This window comes from Paraburkholderia xenovorans LB400 (assembly GCF_000013645.1).
GTDB lineage: Bacteria > Pseudomonadota > Gammaproteobacteria > Burkholderiales > Burkholderiaceae > Paraburkholderia > Paraburkholderia xenovorans.
This window is the reverse complement of the sequence record NC_007952.1, coordinates 234,254-250,411: the sequence shown is the minus strand read 5'-3', so window position 1 is coordinate 250,411 and position 16,158 is coordinate 234,254. Positions and strand designations below refer to the sequence as shown.

Here is a 16,158-nt window from a genome sequence, read left to right as displayed (position 1 = left end):
GCAGGTTGATGGGGCAAGCAGCAGACCGGACGCGCGCTAGAACGCCATCAGGTTGTCACGGAATTGCTCATGTTCGTATTGCGTGCGCACGACGCCGAGCCGCTGGAGCTCGGGAACGAGGCCATCGGTGATCTCGGCGATGTAGCGGCGCGTGAGGTCCGGGTCCATCAGCAGAAAACCATCGCCGCCCACCTCGTCGACGACTTCGCTGAGCCGCGCGGCCACATCCTGCGCGGTGCCGACCAGATTCACGTCCGAAAGCATCTTGCCGGTGCCGCTGATTTCGCGAAGCGTGCGGCCGCTGTACTGGGCGACGAGCGTCTGATGGCCGTTCGATTTCAACTCGGGAAGCGGCTCATCCAGATCGAACTTCGAAAAATCAATGCCGCTCGTGCGCGAGAGCGACGCCAGATGCACGTCCAGATGCCGGCTCGCGTCTTCGAGTTGCGCGCGACGGCGCATTTCGGCGTTTTCGCGCGACTCGTCGACAATGGGCGTGATCAGGAACAGCACCTTGATGCTGTCCGGGTCGCGTCCCGCCTCGCGGGCTTTGGCGCGAATGTCGTCGCGAAACGCTTTCATCGAAGCGACACTGCGCGCGGTGCCGATCACGGTTTCGGCCCAGCGCGCGGCGAATTGACGGCCGCGCGGCGATCCGCCCGCCTGGCAGATAACAGGCCTTCCCTGCGGCGAGCGAGGGGCGCCAAGCGGGCCGCGCGACCGGAAGTACTGGCCCTCGAAATGCACCGGATGCACCTTCGAAGGATCCGCGAAAATCTCGTTCTGCTGGTCCATTACTACGGCGTCGGCATCCCACGACTCCCACAGTCTGGTGACCAGATCCACGTATTCGTCGGCCATGTCGTAGCGCTGGTCGTGCGGATACTGCCTGTCGAGCCCGAAGTTCTGTGCGCCGCCGTCGTTGCTGCCCGTCACGAGATTCCAGCCTGCGCGGCCGTGGCTCACATGATCGAGTGTGTTGGTCAGGCGCGCGAGTTGAAACGGGTGATATTCGGTCGTCGAAAGCGTCGTAACGACGCCGAGCCGTCGTGTCGCCTGAATCAGGAACGATGCGAGCACGGCCGGATCCAGCTTGGGCGAATCGACCGCGTAACGTAGATAGATATCGTGCGAATTCTGATAGGTGTACGGAATGTTCGACGAGTCTTCGATCATCACGTAGTCGAATGCGGCGCGTTCGAGTGCGCGCGAGAGATCCACAAAAAGATCGGGCGACGTCCAGCCCTTGGGGTTCGGGCCGCCCCAAGGCAGCCGCCATGCCTTGGGACCGAAGCCGCGGGAGATGAACCAGGCGAGATGAAACGGTTTGCGTGCCATGTCTGCTTCGTTACGGTCGGATGCGACGGGTTAGGGATGAGCCGTGACTGCGACGGAAATCGGGCCGGCGCGGCGCACCGTGTTGTAGATCACGCAGCCGCTCGTGAAATGGTCGATCAGCCGCTGCGCTTGGGGCTGCGTCACGCCGTATACCGTCACCTCGATATGCACGCGGGCAAAGCGAGTACGGTCGTCAGGGTCGCGCAGCGAATCGACCGTGGCATCGGCATGGCGCACGTTCAACTCGAATTCCCGCGCGGCCTTTTCGACGCTGCCGAGTGCGCACACGCCGAGCGCCGAGAGCAGAAGCTCCGAAGGCTCCACTGCCGCCGTCTCGCCGTCGCGCGCGGAGGGCGAATCGGAGGCGAAGAAATTTCCGCGGCTTTCGACCAGATAGCGGCCGGTCACGCCGATGGTTTTTGCGGTTGCGCTGCGCTGTTCGCTCATGAGAGTGCTCTTTCCAGATGGTTCGATAAGATTGCCGTGACGTGATTAGATACCCGCTCTGACGTTCGTTCCAGTAACATATTCAGATATGTTTATCTTATAAAAATATGTTCAACGTCGTGATCGGCGATCGACAATGCTGTCGAAGAGAGAAAGCCCGAGGATGCGAAACGGCTCGAAACGGCGGCACAGATCGCTGCACGGAACCCTTTTCCCTTATCTGGCGCGGCACAGCGGCGAATTAACCGACAGCGAACATGCAACGGATGATTGAATGACCAAACACCAAACGGCGCCCGACGGCGTGGAGAGCGAAACCGGCCAACTGGCGGAGGCAGACTGGATTGCACGATATGTTCAAACGGACGGCGGGGGCGACCTGGTCCACAGCATCCGCGACCTGATCCGCACCGGGCGGCTGCAGGCGGGGGCGCGCCTGCCGACCGTGCGCGTACTGGCGCCGCTGCTCGGCGTGAGCCCGGCAACCGTCGCCGGCGCGTGGTCGCGGCTGCGCGACCTCGGCCTGATCGACACGCGCCGGCGCGGCGGCACAGTAGTGACGGATACCGGAACACGAGAAACCGCCCGTGCCGATTCCCCCGACGATCATTCGTGGGATCTCGCACAAGGGCTGATCGACTACGCACTCCTGCCCGATCTCGGCCAGGCGCTGCTTGCCGGATCGCGAGAACCCTCAGCCCATCGCGCGTCGAAGGAGCACGCCATACCGAGCCTCATTGCCGCCGTAGCGCCCACGTGGCCATTCCGGCCCGAGGCGTGGAGCACCGCCGGCAGCGGCACGGAAGGCACGCTGCTCGCCATCGAGGCCGCCGTGGGCGAACAGCGTCTCCTCGCCATCGAATCACCCACGAGTCCGCGGCTGCTCGACATCTGTTCGACGCTCGGCCTCGAGCTCATTGCAGTGGAGTGCGACGGGCGCGGCCCCACGCCTTCGTCGCTGCGTACCGCGCTCGAGCGGCGGCCAGCAGCGTTCGTCTATCAGCCCCGCGCCCAGGTGCCGCTGGGACACGCCGTCGACGCTGCACGTCTCGACGAGCTGGCGCGGTTGCTTCACGAAAGCCCGCAGACGCAGATCGTGGAGGATGATTTCATCGGGCCGCTGTCGTTGCGCAGCGCACCCAGCATGGGCGCATTGCTGCCCGAGCGCACGCTCCTCGTACGCGGCTATTGCAACACTTACGGCATCGACTTGCGGACCTGCGTGCTCGCCGGCTCGTCACGGCTCATCGACCGGACGCGCAAGCTTCGCAGTTTTGGCGCCGCGATGAACAGCCGCATTCTTCAAGGTGCGCTGGCGTGGCTTTTGACGGACACGCGGACCAACGCGGCGGTCGACCACGCCCGCCAACGATATGCCGCGCGACGCTCAGCGCTGCGCGAGCTGCTGCTCGCGCGCGGCATGAGCGCCCAGGGTGACGACGGGTTGAACCTGTGGGTGGCGGTGCCTCACGAAGAGACGGCGATCGTCGCGCTCGCCGCGCATGGCATATCGGTTGCGAGTGGCAGCCGTTGCCACGTCGGCCCGCGCACTGGCGAGTTTCTTCGCGTCTCGACGGCGCGGCTTCCCGACTCTGCGGAAGCGCTTCGACGGATTGCCGACAAGTTCGCCACGCTGGTCAACCTGCAAGCGGGGCAAAGCTCGCGTCAATTGGCCTAGCGGCAACCCGGCCCGCAGAGAAATTCTGGCCAGGCGGGGTTTGGACGGGAGGCTCAAGCTCACGGAACGCAGCGCGAACTCAACCGCGTCAGCCGGACAGTGGAAAGAGATTGGCGAAAGCCTCGCCGGCGGCGATTGCCGCGATATGAAAGAAGGGTCTGGGAATAAGCAGCAAGGGGATTGGTGGGCCGGGTCGGAGTCGAACCGACGGTGTCCTTTCGGAGGCGGATTATGAGTCCGCTGCCTGCAACCAGCACGGCGTCCGGCCCAAGAAAAAGACCCGGTCTTGAAGGCCGGGCCTATTCGCTGATTGGCCGACATACTACACGAAAAAGGAGCCTTCGCAACCGCTTCGATACACCGAAACAACCGCGAGGCTCCTTCGAACCGCTACATCAGTGGAACGAGCGCCGGCTTCGATCAATTCCCTTCGAGGAACGACTTCAGCTTGTCCGAACGGCTCGGGTGGCGCAGCTTGCGCAGCGCCTTTGCCTCGATCTGACGGATCCGTTCACGCGTCACGTCGAACTGCTTGCCGACTTCTTCGAGCGTGTGATCGGTGCTCATCTCAATACCGAAACGCATGCGCAGCACCTTCGCTTCACGCGGCGTCAGCGAGTCGAGCACGTCTTTCACGACGTCGCGCATGCTGGCGTGCAAGGCGGCGTCGGCCGGCGCAACCGTGTTGTTATCTTCGATGAAATCGCCCAGATGTGAATCGTCGTCGTCACCGATCGGCGTTTCCATCGAGATCGGTTCCTTCGCGATCTTCATGATCTTGCGGATCTTGTCTTCCGGCATTTCCATCTTCTCGGCCAACGTTGCCGGATCCGGCTCGAGACCGGTTTCCTGCAAGATCTGACGCGAGATGCGGTTCATCTTGTTGATCGTTTCGATCATGTGAACCGGAATCCGGATCGTGCGCGCCTGGTCCGCGATCGAACGCGTAATGGCCTGACGGATCCACCACGTTGCATACGTGGAGAACTTGTAGCCGCGACGATATTCGAACTTGTCCACTGCCTTCATCAGGCCGATGTTGCCTTCCTGAATCAGGTCGAGGAACTGCAGACCACGGTTCGTGTACTTCTTCGCGATCGAGATCACGAGACGCAAGTTCGCCTCGGTCATCTCGCGCTTTGCCTGACGCGCCTTCAGTTCGCCCGCCGCCATCTGACGGTTGGTTTCCTTCAGGTCCTTCAGCGGCAGCACGACGCGCGCCTGCAGATCCAGCAGACGCTGCTGCTGTTCGCGAATAGCCGGAATGTTCCGCGTGAGGATCGCGCTATACGCGTGACCTTCACCGACGATCTTGTCGGCCCACTCGAGATCCGTCTCGCTGCCCGGGAAACGCGCAATGAATTCCGCACGCGGCATGCCGCACTTGTCGACTACCGTGTGCAGAATCTGACGCTCGACCTGACGCACTTCGTCCACCTGCGCGCGCAGCGTGTCGCACAGACGCTCGACGGTGCGCGCGGTAAAGCGGATCGTCATGAGCTCGTTCTGGATCGTTTCCTGCGCCTTCAGATACGACTTGGACTTGTAGCCTTCTTTCTCGAACGCGCGACGCATCTTGTCGAACCATTCGCTGATCATCGCGAATTTTTCGAGCGACGCACGCTTGAGCGCTTCCATCTGCGCGGCGTTGGCCGTGGCTTGCGCCGTGCCGTCGTCTTCTTCCTCGTCCTCTTCCGAGTCCTCTTCGACCTCTTCGTCTTCGCTTTCGATCGCTTCCGCTTCTTGCGCGGAGAAGCCGTCCGCGTCTTCCGCGTTGGCGTCGATCAGGCCGTCGACCAGTTCGTCGATGCGAATTTCCTCATTCGCGACGCGCTCGGCCATTGCCAGAATGTCGGCGATCGTGGTCGGGCACGCGGAGATGGCCATCACCATGTGCTTCAGGCCATCTTCGATCCGCTTGGCGATTTCGATTTCGCCTTCGCGCGTGAGCAGTTCGACCGTGCCCATTTCCCGCATGTACATGCGGACCGGGTCTGTGGTGCGGCCGAATTCCGAGTCGACGGTGGACAGCGCGACTTCCGCTTCCTCTTCCACTTCGTCGTCCGAAGAAGCCGCCGGCGCGTTGTCGTTCAGCAGCAGTGTTTCAGCGTCCGGGGCCTGCTCGTACACAGCCACGCCCATGTCGTTGAACGTGCTGATGATGCCTTCGATCGCCTCGGTCTCGGTGAAGTTGTCCGGAAGGTGGTCGTTGATTTCTGCGTACGTGAGGAAGCCGCGCTCCTTGCCGAGCTTGATTAGCGCGCGCAGTTTGGAGCGGCGCTCCTCGAGTTCCTCGACCGTGCCAGGCTGTGACGACGCGAAAGCGTCTTTCAGCAGCGCTTTTTCCTTTGCCCGACGGTCGCGAGCCTTGGCCTTTTCCACCTTGGCTGGAACAGCCGCAGGGTTTTCTTCGCTTTGGGTTGCGTCGTCATCGACGGGTACTTCGTTCAGCTTTTTCGTCATGGAGTTCGCCGTACCGGCTGTAGTCTCGACTCGCGGCTGGTGGACAACAGCCGGTTGAACCGTGGATACTGGAACCTCGCGCACTACCGCATCGTCCTGCGCGGCAGCCGCTTCCCTTGCGCTTCTGACACCCGACCCCTTCGCGGCCGGTAATGCTACAGCTTTCGCCGCCCTGACCGGTTCCGCTCGCGCAGCGGAAGCGGTCGAGGACTTCTTCCCGGCAACGGGCGCAACGCTGGCGGCAGACGTCTTTCTGGCGGAAGAAACTAACCTGGCCTCGCTGACCTTTCTGGTCGACTCCCTGGAGTTCGTGCCTGTAGCTTTCTTCCCGCCGGTAGCTGCGTCCTTAGTCTTTGCCATCGCATCGCCTTTTCGCCTTTGCTAGGAAAACCCTTTAAAAAACAAACTGCTGGAAACCTTTTATTATAGCACTCAGGCTTCCTCCGCTCCGCTTACAGCCCGAGCCGGCGCTTCATGTCGGCCCGCTTCCGGTTCAGCTCCGACAGCTCCGCGAACTCCTCCGGCGTGTGCCGGGATTGCCGCGAAAGCTGCTCGAGACGATCGCAGTAAGCGTCGTACCGCATCTTCAGGATCGCCGCCTTCAGCTCCTCTCCAACGATCCGTTCCTGCTCGCGCCGTTCCTCGATGACGGTCGCATCCTCCGGGTCTTTCAGCAGCAAATCCCGGACGTTTTCATCATAGTCTAGAATTTTGCGAAAGATTTCCTCGAAAGTTGGGGCGTTCGCGCCGTTTCGCAATAGGTCGGACAACAACTGAAACTCCGCCGAATCGCCCAGGGCACGCGCGTGCGTCGTCACTTCTTCGAACAGTTCACCGTGCCGCGTCACCGTGAGGAGCGCCTGCTCGGCCTCCTCGTCCAGCACCGCCACCGTGCGCGGATGCATCACCAGATTGCGCAGCGTTTTTTCCTCGATTCCGGTCACGCTGCGCCGGTCTTTGCGGGCCGGCGCGGCGCGGGCCGCCGCCGCGATACGCGAATCGACCTCGCACAGCGCGGCGACCTCGTCGAACGGCACGTCGAGCCGGTCGGCAAACATATGCATGATCTGCGCGCGCAGCGCGTTGGCCGGCAACGCCTGCAACAAAGGCTTGGCGTCGAACAGCGCGCGAGCCTTTCCTTCCGGCTGATCCAGCTCCTTGCCGGTCAGCACCTCGTTCAGCATGAACTGCGACAGCGGCATGGCCCGCTCGACCTGCTCGGCGAACGCCTCGGTGCCGTATTCACGCACGTAGCTGTCCGGATCGTGCTCGGCCGGCAAAAAAAGGAACCGGATGGTCCGGTTATCCGCCGCATGCGGCAAACAGGCATCCAGCGCGCGACGAGCGGCGCGCCGGCCCGCCGAATCGCCGTCGAAACTGAAAATGACCGTGTCGGTCTGACGCATCAGCTTCTGCACATGAATCGGCGTGCAGGCCGTACCGAGCGTGGCGACTGCGTTCTGGAACCCCAATTGGGCCAGCGCGACCACGTCCATGTAGCCTTCCACGACGAGTACGTAGTGCTGCTCGCGAATCGCCAGACGTGCCTCGAACAGCCCATACAGCTCGCTGCCCTTGTTAAATAAAGGCGTTTCGGGCGAATTCAAATACTTCGGCTCGCCGCCGTCCAGCACACGGCCGCCAAAGCCGATCACCTGCCCCTTCACATTGCGTATCGGGAACATGATCCGCTCGCGAAAGCGGTCGTACCGGCGGTTCTGACCCTGTGCGTCGGACTTTTCGCTGACAATCACCAAACCCGATTCGACCAGCGAATCGTCGCGGTAGTTCGGAAATGCCGCTTCGAGGTTCTGCCAGCCGTCCGGGGCATAGCCGAGGCCGAAACGGGCCGCGATCTCGCCGGTGAGGCCGCGCTTCTTCAAATACTGGATTGCGACCGGTGCGCTGCGCAGTTGCTTGCGGTAGAAGTCGCAGGCGGTCTGCATGACCTCGGAAAGCGCCGTGGTGACGGCCTTGGAAGCTGCCGGCGCATAGCCGCCGGAACCGCCGCCGCCATATCCCGGCGAAGGCTCGTTCGGCACGGTCAACCCGACCGACTGCGCCAGTTCGTTGACCGCCTCCGGAAACGAGGAGCCGACGTGTTCCATCAGGAAACCGATGGCCGTGCCATGCGCGCCGCAGCCGAAGCAGTGATAGAACTGCTTAGTCGGACTAACCGTAAACGAAGGGCTTTTCTCGTTGTGGAACGGGCACAGCCCCATGAAGTTCGCGCCGCCCTTCTTCAACTGCACATACCGGCCGACCACGTCGACGATATCGACGCGGTTGAGCAGGTCCTGCAGGAATGACGGAGGAATCACAGTATGACGCTACCTGAAAGACTCAAGGCTGCACACGCCACCCGCCGAGCGACGGCGCGCGCAGACCGGACAAACTGAAGTTACTTCGCGAGCGCGGCTTTGACCTGCGCCGAGACGGCGGTCATGTCGGCGCGGCCGGCCAGCTTCGGCTTGAGCACGCCCATCACCTTGCCCATGTCCTGCGGGCCGGCCGCGCCGGTTTGCGCGACCGCCGCCTGAACTTCGGCAACGATCTCGGCCTCGGACATCTGCTCCGGCATATAGGCAGACAGGATCGCCAGTTCGGCCTTTTCCTTGTCGGCCAGATCCGTGCGGCCAGCCGCTTCGAACTGGCTGATCGAGTCTTTGCGCTGCTTGATCATCTTGTCGATCACAGCGGTGATCGCGGTGTCGTCGAGCGTGATGCGCTCGTCGACTTCGCGCTGCTTGATCGCGGCGAGCAACAGGCGGACCGTGCCGAGACGCTCGGTTTCACGTGCCCGCATGGCGGCCTTCATATCGTCGTTGATCCGGTCCTTGAGACTCATCACTCACCTGAATGCGTTGGAGAATTTGAAAAACCGGCCAGGCCAGGCACCTCGACGCGCGCATCAACACGCGCATCAACACGAATACCCGCTTGGGACTGCTTCCTCAAGCGGGTTGGCACAATGTGCGTGGTGGGTGCGACCCTGCCGGCTGGCCCGAAGGGCCGTGTTTTCCGTGATGGCACCTGCCGTGCCCTCACCGGTTGGATGCCGCCGCTCCGTTCGACGGGAACCGCGACAACGCCAGAATCAGTAGAACTTCTTTGGCAGCATCTGGCCACGCAGACGCTTGAAATGACGCTTCACCGCAGCCGCCTTCTTGCGCTTGCGCTCAGCCGTAGGCTTTTCGTAAAACTCGCGAGCGCGAAGTTCCGTCAACAAACCGGTTTTCTCCATAGTGCGCTTGAAACGGCGCATGGCAACTTCAAACGGCTCGTTGTCTTTTACGCGGATGGTCGTCATTTTTCAATAACGGAACTTTGTAAAGGTTCAGGAGTATAGCAGAGCTTTCGCACAAAGCCAGAGCGCCGTCAAGCCCCCTGGACATACTCCGCGGCGGCCTGACCAGCCGCCACGCCGGATGCCCACGCCCACTGGAAGTTATAGCCGCCGAGCCAGCCGGTCACGTCCACCGCCTCGCCGATGAAGTACAAGCCCGGGGCGCGCGCGCTCATCATCGTCGATGACGACAGCTCGCGCGTATCGACACCACCGCGCGTCACTTCGGCCTTGCGATAGCCCTCCGTGCCGTTGGGGGTGAGCGTCCAGCGCGACAGAGCCTCGCCGACCCGGCGCAGGGTTTTATCCGGCAAGTCAGCCACGCGGGCTTCGGCCGGAACCTGATGAGCTTCCAGCCAGACATGGGCGAGCCGCTGCGGCACCCACTCCGACAACAGATTGCCGATCTGGCGCTTCGTGCCGGTTTTGGCTTCCAGCAGCGCGGTCGTGGCGTCCTGCTCGGGCAACAGGTTGATGTGAATCGGCTCGCCGGGCTGCCAGTAGCTCGAAATCTGCAATACACCCGGACCGGAAAGGCCGCGGTGGGTCAGCAGCAGATCTTCGTTGAATTCGGCGCCAGTCTTCTTGTTGCCGGTCGCGAGTTGCACTTCGAGCGAGACACCAGACAGCGCCGAGAACGGCTCCCAGTCGGCCGCGGCGAAGGTCAGCGGAACCAGCGCGGGGCGCGTATCGATCAGCTTGTGACCGAATTGCCTGGCAAGTCGGTAAGCAAAATCCGTGGCGCCGATCTTGGGAATGGAAAGGCCGCCGGTCGCGATCACGAGCGCGCGTGCAGTGATCGGCCCCGACCGGGTATCCAGCGCGAACCGGCCGGCCGCGTCCTGCCGCACCTGTTCAACGGACAAAGGTGTGCGCCATGCCACGCGGCCCGCGTCGCACTCGCTCTTCAGCACGTTGATGACCGCGTCGCTCGACTGGTCGCAGAATAGCTGGCCTTTGTGCTTCTCATGCCACGTCACATGATGGCGCTTGAGCAGCGCCATGAAGTCGCGCGGCGTGTAGCGCGCAAGTGCCGAGCGGCAAAAATGCGGGTTGGCCGACAGGTAGTTGGCCGGCCCGGCATACAGATTCGTGAAGTTGCAGCGGCCGCCGCCGGAGATGCGGATTTTCTCCGCGAGACGCTGCGAATGGTCGATCAGCACCACGCGGCGGCCGAGCTGCCCGGCCACGGCCGCGCACATCATGCCGGCCGCGCCCGCGCCGATCACTGCGATATCGAAGGATTCCATGCGGTCGCATTGTACCTGTGCGTCTGCGGCCCTCTGCCCGCACTGCTATACTTTAAAGCTTGCCTTTCCACTTTTCGGGCGCCGGGTGTCGTTGCCCGTGCGTCCGCCCAAGCCCACCCATCACATGCTCGTTCTCGGCATCGAAAGCTCCTGCGACGAAACCGGTCTCGCGCTCTACGACACAGAGCGCGGCCTGCTCGCGCACGCGCTGCATTCGCAGATTGCGATGCACCGGGAATACGGCGGCGTGGTGCCGGAACTGGCGTCGCGCGATCACATCCGGCGCGCGTTGCCGCTGCTGGAAGAGGTGATGGAACGCGCCGGCACGGCTGCCGGCGACATCGACGCAATCGCCTATACGCAGGGCCCGGGCCTTGCGGGCGCGCTGCTGGTCGGCGCGAGCGTCGCCAATGCGCTGGCTATGGCGTGGGACAAGCCGACCATCGGTATCCATCATCTGGAAGGGCATTTGCTCTCGCCGCTGCTGGTGGACGAACCGCCGCCATTTCCGTTTGTCGCGCTGCTGGTGTCCGGCGGCCACACGCAGTTGATGCGCGTGACGGACGTGGGCGTCTACGAGACGCTCGGCGAAACACTGGACGACGCCGCCGGCGAAGCCTTCGACAAAACCGCCAAGCTGCTCGGCCTCGGTTATCCGGGCGGCCCGGAAGTCTCGCGTATGGCGGAATTCGGCACGCCCGGCGCAGTGGTGCTGCCGCGCCCGATGCTGCATTCCGGCGATCTCGATTTCAGCTTCAGCGGTTTGAAGACCGCTGTGCTTACGCACGCGAAGAAGCTCGGCGGCGCGAATATCTGTGAGCAGGCAAAAGCCGATCTGGCACGCGGTTTCGTCGACGCGGCGGTTGAAGTCCTGGCGGCCAAGTCGCTGGCCGCGCTCAAGAAAACCGGCCTCAACCGGCTGGTCGTCGCAGGCGGCGTCGGCGCGAACCGGCAGCTGCGCGAGGCGCTTTCCGCAGCCGCGAAGAAGCGCAATTTCTACGTGCACTACCCTGACTTGTCGCTGTGCACGGATAACGGCGCGATGATCGCGCTGGCCGGCGCTTTGCGGCTGCAACGCTGGCCGGACCAGTCGGGCAAGGACTACGCGTTCACGGTGAAGCCGCGCTGGGATCTGACGTCACTCGCACGCTAGGCCGATATCATTCAGGCGTAGAAAAGCCGCTTCTCGAAGCGGCTTTTTCAATGCAGTCAGCAAACACACATATCAGCCCGCGCGCTTATCCCGTTCGATCACAGCGTACGCGCTGTGATTGTGAATCGACTCGAAGTTCTCGGCTTCGAGCACATAGGCGACGATTCGCTCGTCCGCATTCAGACGCTGCGCGACGTCGCGCACCAGGTCTTCGACAAACTTCGGATTTTCGTAGGCGCGCTCGGTGACGAACTTCTCGTCCGGGCGCTTGAGCAAGCCCCACAGTTCGCATGAGGCTTCTTCTTCGGCGATACGGATCAGTTCTTCCACGGCGACGTCGCCAGCCAGTTCGGCGTTGATCGTGACGTGCGAGCGCTGGTTATGCGCGCCGTACTGCGAAATCTTCTTCGAACACGGGCACAGGCTGGTAACCGGCACCCGCACCCGCAGGAACAGGCGCGTCGCGCCATTGCGGGTCTCGCCCGTCAGCGTCACTTCGTAGTCGAGCAGGCTTTGCACACCCGACACCGGCGCGGTCTTGTTCACGAAGTACGGGAACGATACTTCGATGCGGCCTGCCTCGGCTTCGAGCTTTTCGAGCATAGCGGCGAGCATGGTGCGGAACGTGGCGGGTTCCAGCGGCGCCTTGTTCTCTTCGAGCAACGCGACGAAACGCGACATGTGCGTGCCTTTCTGATCAGCAGGCAAATGCACGTCCAGATTCCACGTGCCGACCGTCGGCTGCACCTCGCCGCCTTGCGTGCGCACCGTCAGCGGATGGCGCACCGCCTTCACGCCGACCCGCTGAATCGGGATCTGGCGGGTGTCGGGCGTGCTTTGCACATCGGGCATCACAAAGGCGGGATTCATTTGATTCATTATCTTGTCCTTTCAGGAAACGCCGGACCGCCCAGGTTTTCCGCCCCCGGAGGAAGTCTCCGCGGGAGATTACGCCCTCGGGAACTGTTGCCAGGCAACAGGTTTGGGAGCTCTCAGCGGCCGCGCGAATCAAGGCGCGCAACGGCAAACGCCGGCCCTTGCCGGCGTTGGATGATGAGCCCGAAGGCCCATCGATTCAAGTTGGAGATTGCTATGGCCACTCCGGCCGCCCTGCACGGCGACCCCGTAGCGAGCAGCGGCGCTTACGCGACGCGCTTCACCGACGACTGGCCGCCGACCGCCCCGCTCAACAGAAAACGCTCGCGGATCGACTTGGTGATGCCCACGGCGTCGAGACCGCACGCGGCGAGCAGCTTGGCCGGATCTCCATGATCGATGAACCGGTCAGGGAGGCCCAATTGTAGTACCGGACGAGTAACCCCACTGGCAAGCAGGGCTTCCACGCACGCCGAACCCGCGCCGCCCATCACGCAGCCTTCTTCGACGGTGACGATGGCGTCGTGCGTCTCGGCCAGCTGACGGACCAGATCGGCGTCCAGCGGTTTCACGAAGCGCATGTTCGCAACGGTTGCGTCCAGTTGCTCCGCCGCCGCCAGCGACGGCGCCACCATCGTGCCGAATGCCAGGATCGCAATGCGCTTGCCGGCCGGCTGCGACGTTTCGCGACGGATCTCCCCCTTGCCGAGCGGCAGCGCCGTCATCTGTTTGATGGTCGCCACGCCCGTGCCGGCACCGCGCGGGTAGCGCACCGCCGTGGGGTTCGGTTGCTGCAATGCGGTGTACAGCATCTGGCGGCATTCGTTTTCATCCGACGCAGCCATCACCGTCATGTTCGGAATGCAGCGCAGGAACGCGAGGTCGTAAGCACCCGCGTGCGTCGCGCCGTCCGCGCCGACGAGCCCCGCGCGGTCGATTGCGAACACCACCGGCAGATTCTGCAGTGCGACGTCGTGAATCAGCTGGTCGTAAGCGCGTTGCAGGAAAGTCGAGTAGATCGCGACCACCGGCTTCATGCCTTCCGCCGCCAGGCCGCCTGCGAACGTCACCGCGTGTTGCTCGGCGATACCGACGTCGAAATAACGGTCCGGGAAGCGCTTCTCGAACTCCACCATGCCCGAACCTTCACGCATGGCCGGCGTGATGCCGATTACGCGCGCATCCAGCTCAGCAGCGTCGCACAGCCATTCGCCGAACACCTGCGTATAAGTCTTCTTCGACGGCGTGGCGGCCGGCTTGATGCCCTCGGCCGGATTGAACTTGCCCGGGCCGTGGTACAGCACCGGATCGGCTTCGGCCAGCTTGTAGCCCTGGCCCTTCTTCGTCACGACGTGCAGGAATTGCGGACCGCGCAGTTCCTTGATGTTCTGCAGCGTCGGAATCAGCGAATCGAGATCATGGCCGTCGATCGGGCCGATGTAGTTGAAGCCGAACTCTTCGAACAGCGTGGCCGGCACGATCATGCCCTTCGCGTGCTCTTCGAGCTTGCGGGCGAGATCGAGCATGGGCGGCGCGACGCGCAGCACGCGCTCGACACCGGCACGCGCGGCCGCGTAAAAGCGGCCCGACATCAGGCGCGCCAGATGGCGATTCAGCGCGCCGACCGGCGGCGAAATCGACATGTCGTTGTCGTTCAGGATGACCAGCAGCGGCACGTCGTCTTCGACACCGGCGTTGTTCATTGCCTCGAAGGCCATACCGGCCGTCATTGCGCCGTCGCCGATCACGGCGATGCCCATGCGGTTGTCGCCCTTCAGCTTGCTCGCGACCGCCATGCCGAGCGCGGCCGAGATCGACGTGCTGGAGTGCGCCGTACCGAAGGTGTCGTATTCCGACTCGTCACGCTTCGGGAACCCCGAGATGCCGCCCAACTGACGCAGCGTATGCATCTGATCGCGGCGGCCCGTCAGGATCTTGTGCGGATACGTTTGATGGCCGACGTCCCAGACGATCCGGTCATGCGGCGTGTCGAACACATAATGCAGCGCAATGGTCAACTCGACTGTGCCGAGGTTGGACGAAAGATGGCCGCCCGTCTGCGATACGCTGTCGAGCACAAAGGCACGCAACTCGTCGGCAAGCGGTTGCAATTGGCGGCGATCGAGGCGGCGCAGTGCCGCCGGGTCGTCAATGGTTTTCAGCAAGTCGTACATCGTCGTTCCATTGTAGGAAAACTTACGCGCCCGCACTTCATACATGCACCCCGCAACGGAGGCGCGCGGCGGCGGGCTTTCGCGTTCAGCTGACCCGGTTCACCACCAGATCGGCCAATTCGGCAAGACGCTGCGCGCGTGCGCCGAACGGCGCCAGCGCGGCGTGAGCGTCACTGCGCAGTTGCGCTGCGAGCGCACGCGACGCGTCGAGTCCAATGATCGACACGTAGGTCGGCTTGCCGTCCTTCGCGTCTTTACCTGCGGTTTTGCCGAGCGTGGCGGAATCGGTCGTGACGTCGAGAATGTCGTCGACAACCTGAAACGCGAGGCCGACAGCAGCCGAATATGCGTCGAGCGAGCGCATGGCCGCTGCGTCCGGCGTTTCGCCAGCCAGCGCGCCCATGCGCACCGCGGCGCGCAGCAAGGCACCGGTTTTCATGCGGTGCATGGTTTCGAGCTGCGTGCGCGTCAGCGTGTGGCCGACGCTCGCCAGGTCGATGGCCTGGCCGCCGCACATGCCGACCGAGCCGCTCGCCAGCGCCAGTTCGCGCACGAGCGCGGCCTGTTGCGCCGGAGCGAGCACGTCCGAGGTCAGCGCGACGAACGCCTGCGATTGCAGCGCGTCGCCGACCAGCAATGCCGTGGCTTCGTCATACTTGACGTGTACCGTGGGCTTGCCGCGACGCAGCGCGTCGTCGTCCATGCATGGCATGTCGTCGTGGACAAGCGAGTACACGTGGATCATTTCCAGCGCAGCGGCTGCCGCATCGAGGCATTCGGCACGCGCGCCGGTCAGTTCGCCAGCCGCGTGGCACAGCAGCGGGCGAACCCGCTTGCCGCCGCCCAGCACCGCGTAGCGCATGGCTTCATGCAGCGTGGCGGGCTCGGTGGCCTCGCCCGGCAGATAATGGTCTAGTGCCGTTTCGACGCGCTCCAGCACCGAGCGCATCCATTGTTCGAATGTCATAGGTCGTCCCCGCTTTCAGTAGCGGCTGTGCCTGCGGTATTCATGGGCAGCGGCTTGAGCGTCTCGCCGTCGAGCACGCGCACCTGCTGCTCGACCTTCTCGAGCTGCTGCTGGCAAAACGCCACGAGGGCGGCGCCACGCCGGTAGGCGGTAAGCGACTCCTCGAGGCTGAGGTTGCCGCTTTCCATGCGGGCAACCAGCCCTTCCAGCTCCGCCTGAGCGGCCTCGTAATTCTCGGGCAGCGGTGTGGTGTCGACGCCTTCGGCTGGCGTGGCTGCAGTATCTTTCGACGCGGTCTTCGCCATGAATAGTCGCAAAATTAAAACAAGTCGGACATTCTACGGCAAAAGCGTCATTTCCGATCCGCTCGCCGGCCTGGCCCGCCTTCCCGCTCCGCGCCGCCCTAGCAGTCTCGCAGAAAAAAAGTGATCAGTCTGCGGCGAAAAAGTCGAACTTTTATGACATT

13 protein-coding genes and 1 tRNA gene are annotated in these 16,158 nt (G+C 63.2%); 2 read left to right on the top strand and 12 right to left on the bottom strand.

All coding sequences use genetic code 11. The annotated features are described in order from the left end of the window. Positions 1–36: 36 nt before the first annotated feature. Together BXE_RS23125 and BXE_RS23120 are read right to left on the bottom strand one after the other, a co-directional pair. Positions 37–1,338: an NtaA/DmoA family FMN-dependent monooxygenase gene (locus BXE_RS23125; protein WP_011490553.1), complete on the bottom strand. Its 1,302-nt coding sequence runs from the start codon at positions 1,336–1,338 to the stop codon at positions 37–39. Between the two features lie 30 nt (positions 1,339–1,368). Further along, complete coding sequence (locus tag BXE_RS23120; RefSeq protein WP_011490552.1) at positions 1,369–1,785, bottom strand: OsmC family protein; 417 nt, start codon at positions 1,783–1,785, stop codon at positions 1,369–1,371. A gap of 274 nt (positions 1,786–2,059) precedes the next feature. Between BXE_RS23120 and BXE_RS23115 the strand changes: the two genes are divergently transcribed. Then, the gene (locus tag BXE_RS23115) at positions 2,060–3,463 is read left to right on the top strand and encodes an aminotransferase class I/II-fold pyridoxal phosphate-dependent enzyme (RefSeq protein ID WP_011490551.1); all 1,404 of its coding nucleotides are present in this window, start codon (positions 2,060–2,062) and stop codon (positions 3,461–3,463) included. Positions 3,464–3,644: 181 nt separating this feature from the next. On the opposite strand, the gene BXE_RS23110 is transcribed toward BXE_RS23115, so the two are convergent. From BXE_RS23110 to BXE_RS23080, 6 genes are all read right to left on the bottom strand, one after another. Next, positions 3,645–3,732 (bottom strand) — tRNA-Ile (locus BXE_RS23110). 151 nt (positions 3,733–3,883) lie between these two features. Beyond that, complete coding sequence (rpoD, locus tag BXE_RS23105) at positions 3,884–6,286, bottom strand: RNA polymerase sigma factor RpoD (protein ID WP_081435568.1); 2,403 nt, start codon at positions 6,284–6,286, stop codon at positions 3,884–3,886. Positions 6,287–6,378: 92 nt separating this feature from the next. Continuing rightward, positions 6,379–8,247 (bottom strand): DNA primase, encoded by a 1,869-nt coding sequence (gene dnaG, locus BXE_RS23095; protein ID WP_011490549.1) that lies wholly within the window; start codon positions 8,245–8,247, stop codon positions 6,379–6,381. Between the two features lie 80 nt (positions 8,248–8,327). Next, entirely contained in the window at positions 8,328–8,774 is a 447-nt protein-coding gene (locus BXE_RS23090) for a GatB/YqeY domain-containing protein (protein WP_011490548.1), read from the bottom strand. A 249-nt stretch (positions 8,775–9,023) separates the two neighbouring features. Continuing rightward, positions 9,024–9,236, bottom strand: a complete 213-nt coding sequence (rpsU, locus tag BXE_RS23085) for a 30S ribosomal protein S21 (protein ID WP_007178845.1) — start codon at positions 9,234–9,236, stop codon at positions 9,024–9,026. Positions 9,237–9,304: 68 nt separating this feature from the next. After that, positions 9,305–10,522 (bottom strand): NAD(P)/FAD-dependent oxidoreductase, encoded by a 1,218-nt coding sequence (locus BXE_RS23080; protein WP_011490547.1) that lies wholly within the window; start codon positions 10,520–10,522, stop codon positions 9,305–9,307. Between the two features lie 124 nt (positions 10,523–10,646). Between BXE_RS23080 and tsaD the strand changes: the two genes are divergently transcribed. Continuing rightward, positions 10,647–11,675 carry a tRNA (adenosine(37)-N6)-threonylcarbamoyltransferase complex transferase subunit TsaD gene (tsaD, locus tag BXE_RS23075; RefSeq protein ID WP_011490546.1) on the top strand — a complete coding sequence of 343 codons (1,029 nt, stop codon included), beginning with the start codon at positions 10,647–10,649 and terminating at the stop codon, positions 11,673–11,675. A 72-nt stretch (positions 11,676–11,747) separates the two neighbouring features. Here the strand turns inward: tsaD and folE2 are convergent, their stop codons facing one another. The 4 genes from folE2 to BXE_RS23055 form a co-directional block, all read right to left on the bottom strand. Further along, entirely contained in the window at positions 11,748–12,554 is an 807-nt protein-coding gene (gene folE2, locus BXE_RS23070) for a GTP cyclohydrolase FolE2 (protein WP_011490545.1), read from the bottom strand. A gap of 263 nt (positions 12,555–12,817) precedes the next feature. Then, positions 12,818–14,725, bottom strand: coding sequence for a 1-deoxy-D-xylulose-5-phosphate synthase (gene dxs, locus BXE_RS23065; protein ID WP_011490544.1), 1,908 nt, complete (start codon positions 14,723–14,725; stop codon positions 12,818–12,820). 85 nt (positions 14,726–14,810) lie between these two features. Next, the gene (locus BXE_RS23060; RefSeq protein WP_011490543.1) at positions 14,811–15,692 is read right to left on the bottom strand and encodes a polyprenyl synthetase family protein; all 882 of its coding nucleotides are present in this window, start codon (positions 15,690–15,692) and stop codon (positions 14,811–14,813) included. Continuing rightward, positions 15,689–15,997: an exodeoxyribonuclease VII small subunit gene (locus BXE_RS23055; RefSeq protein ID WP_007178839.1), complete on the bottom strand. Its 309-nt coding sequence runs from the start codon at positions 15,995–15,997 to the stop codon at positions 15,689–15,691. Before BXE_RS23055 ends, BXE_RS23060 begins: the two co-directional genes overlap by 4 nt. Positions 15,998–16,158 lie beyond the last annotated feature (161 nt).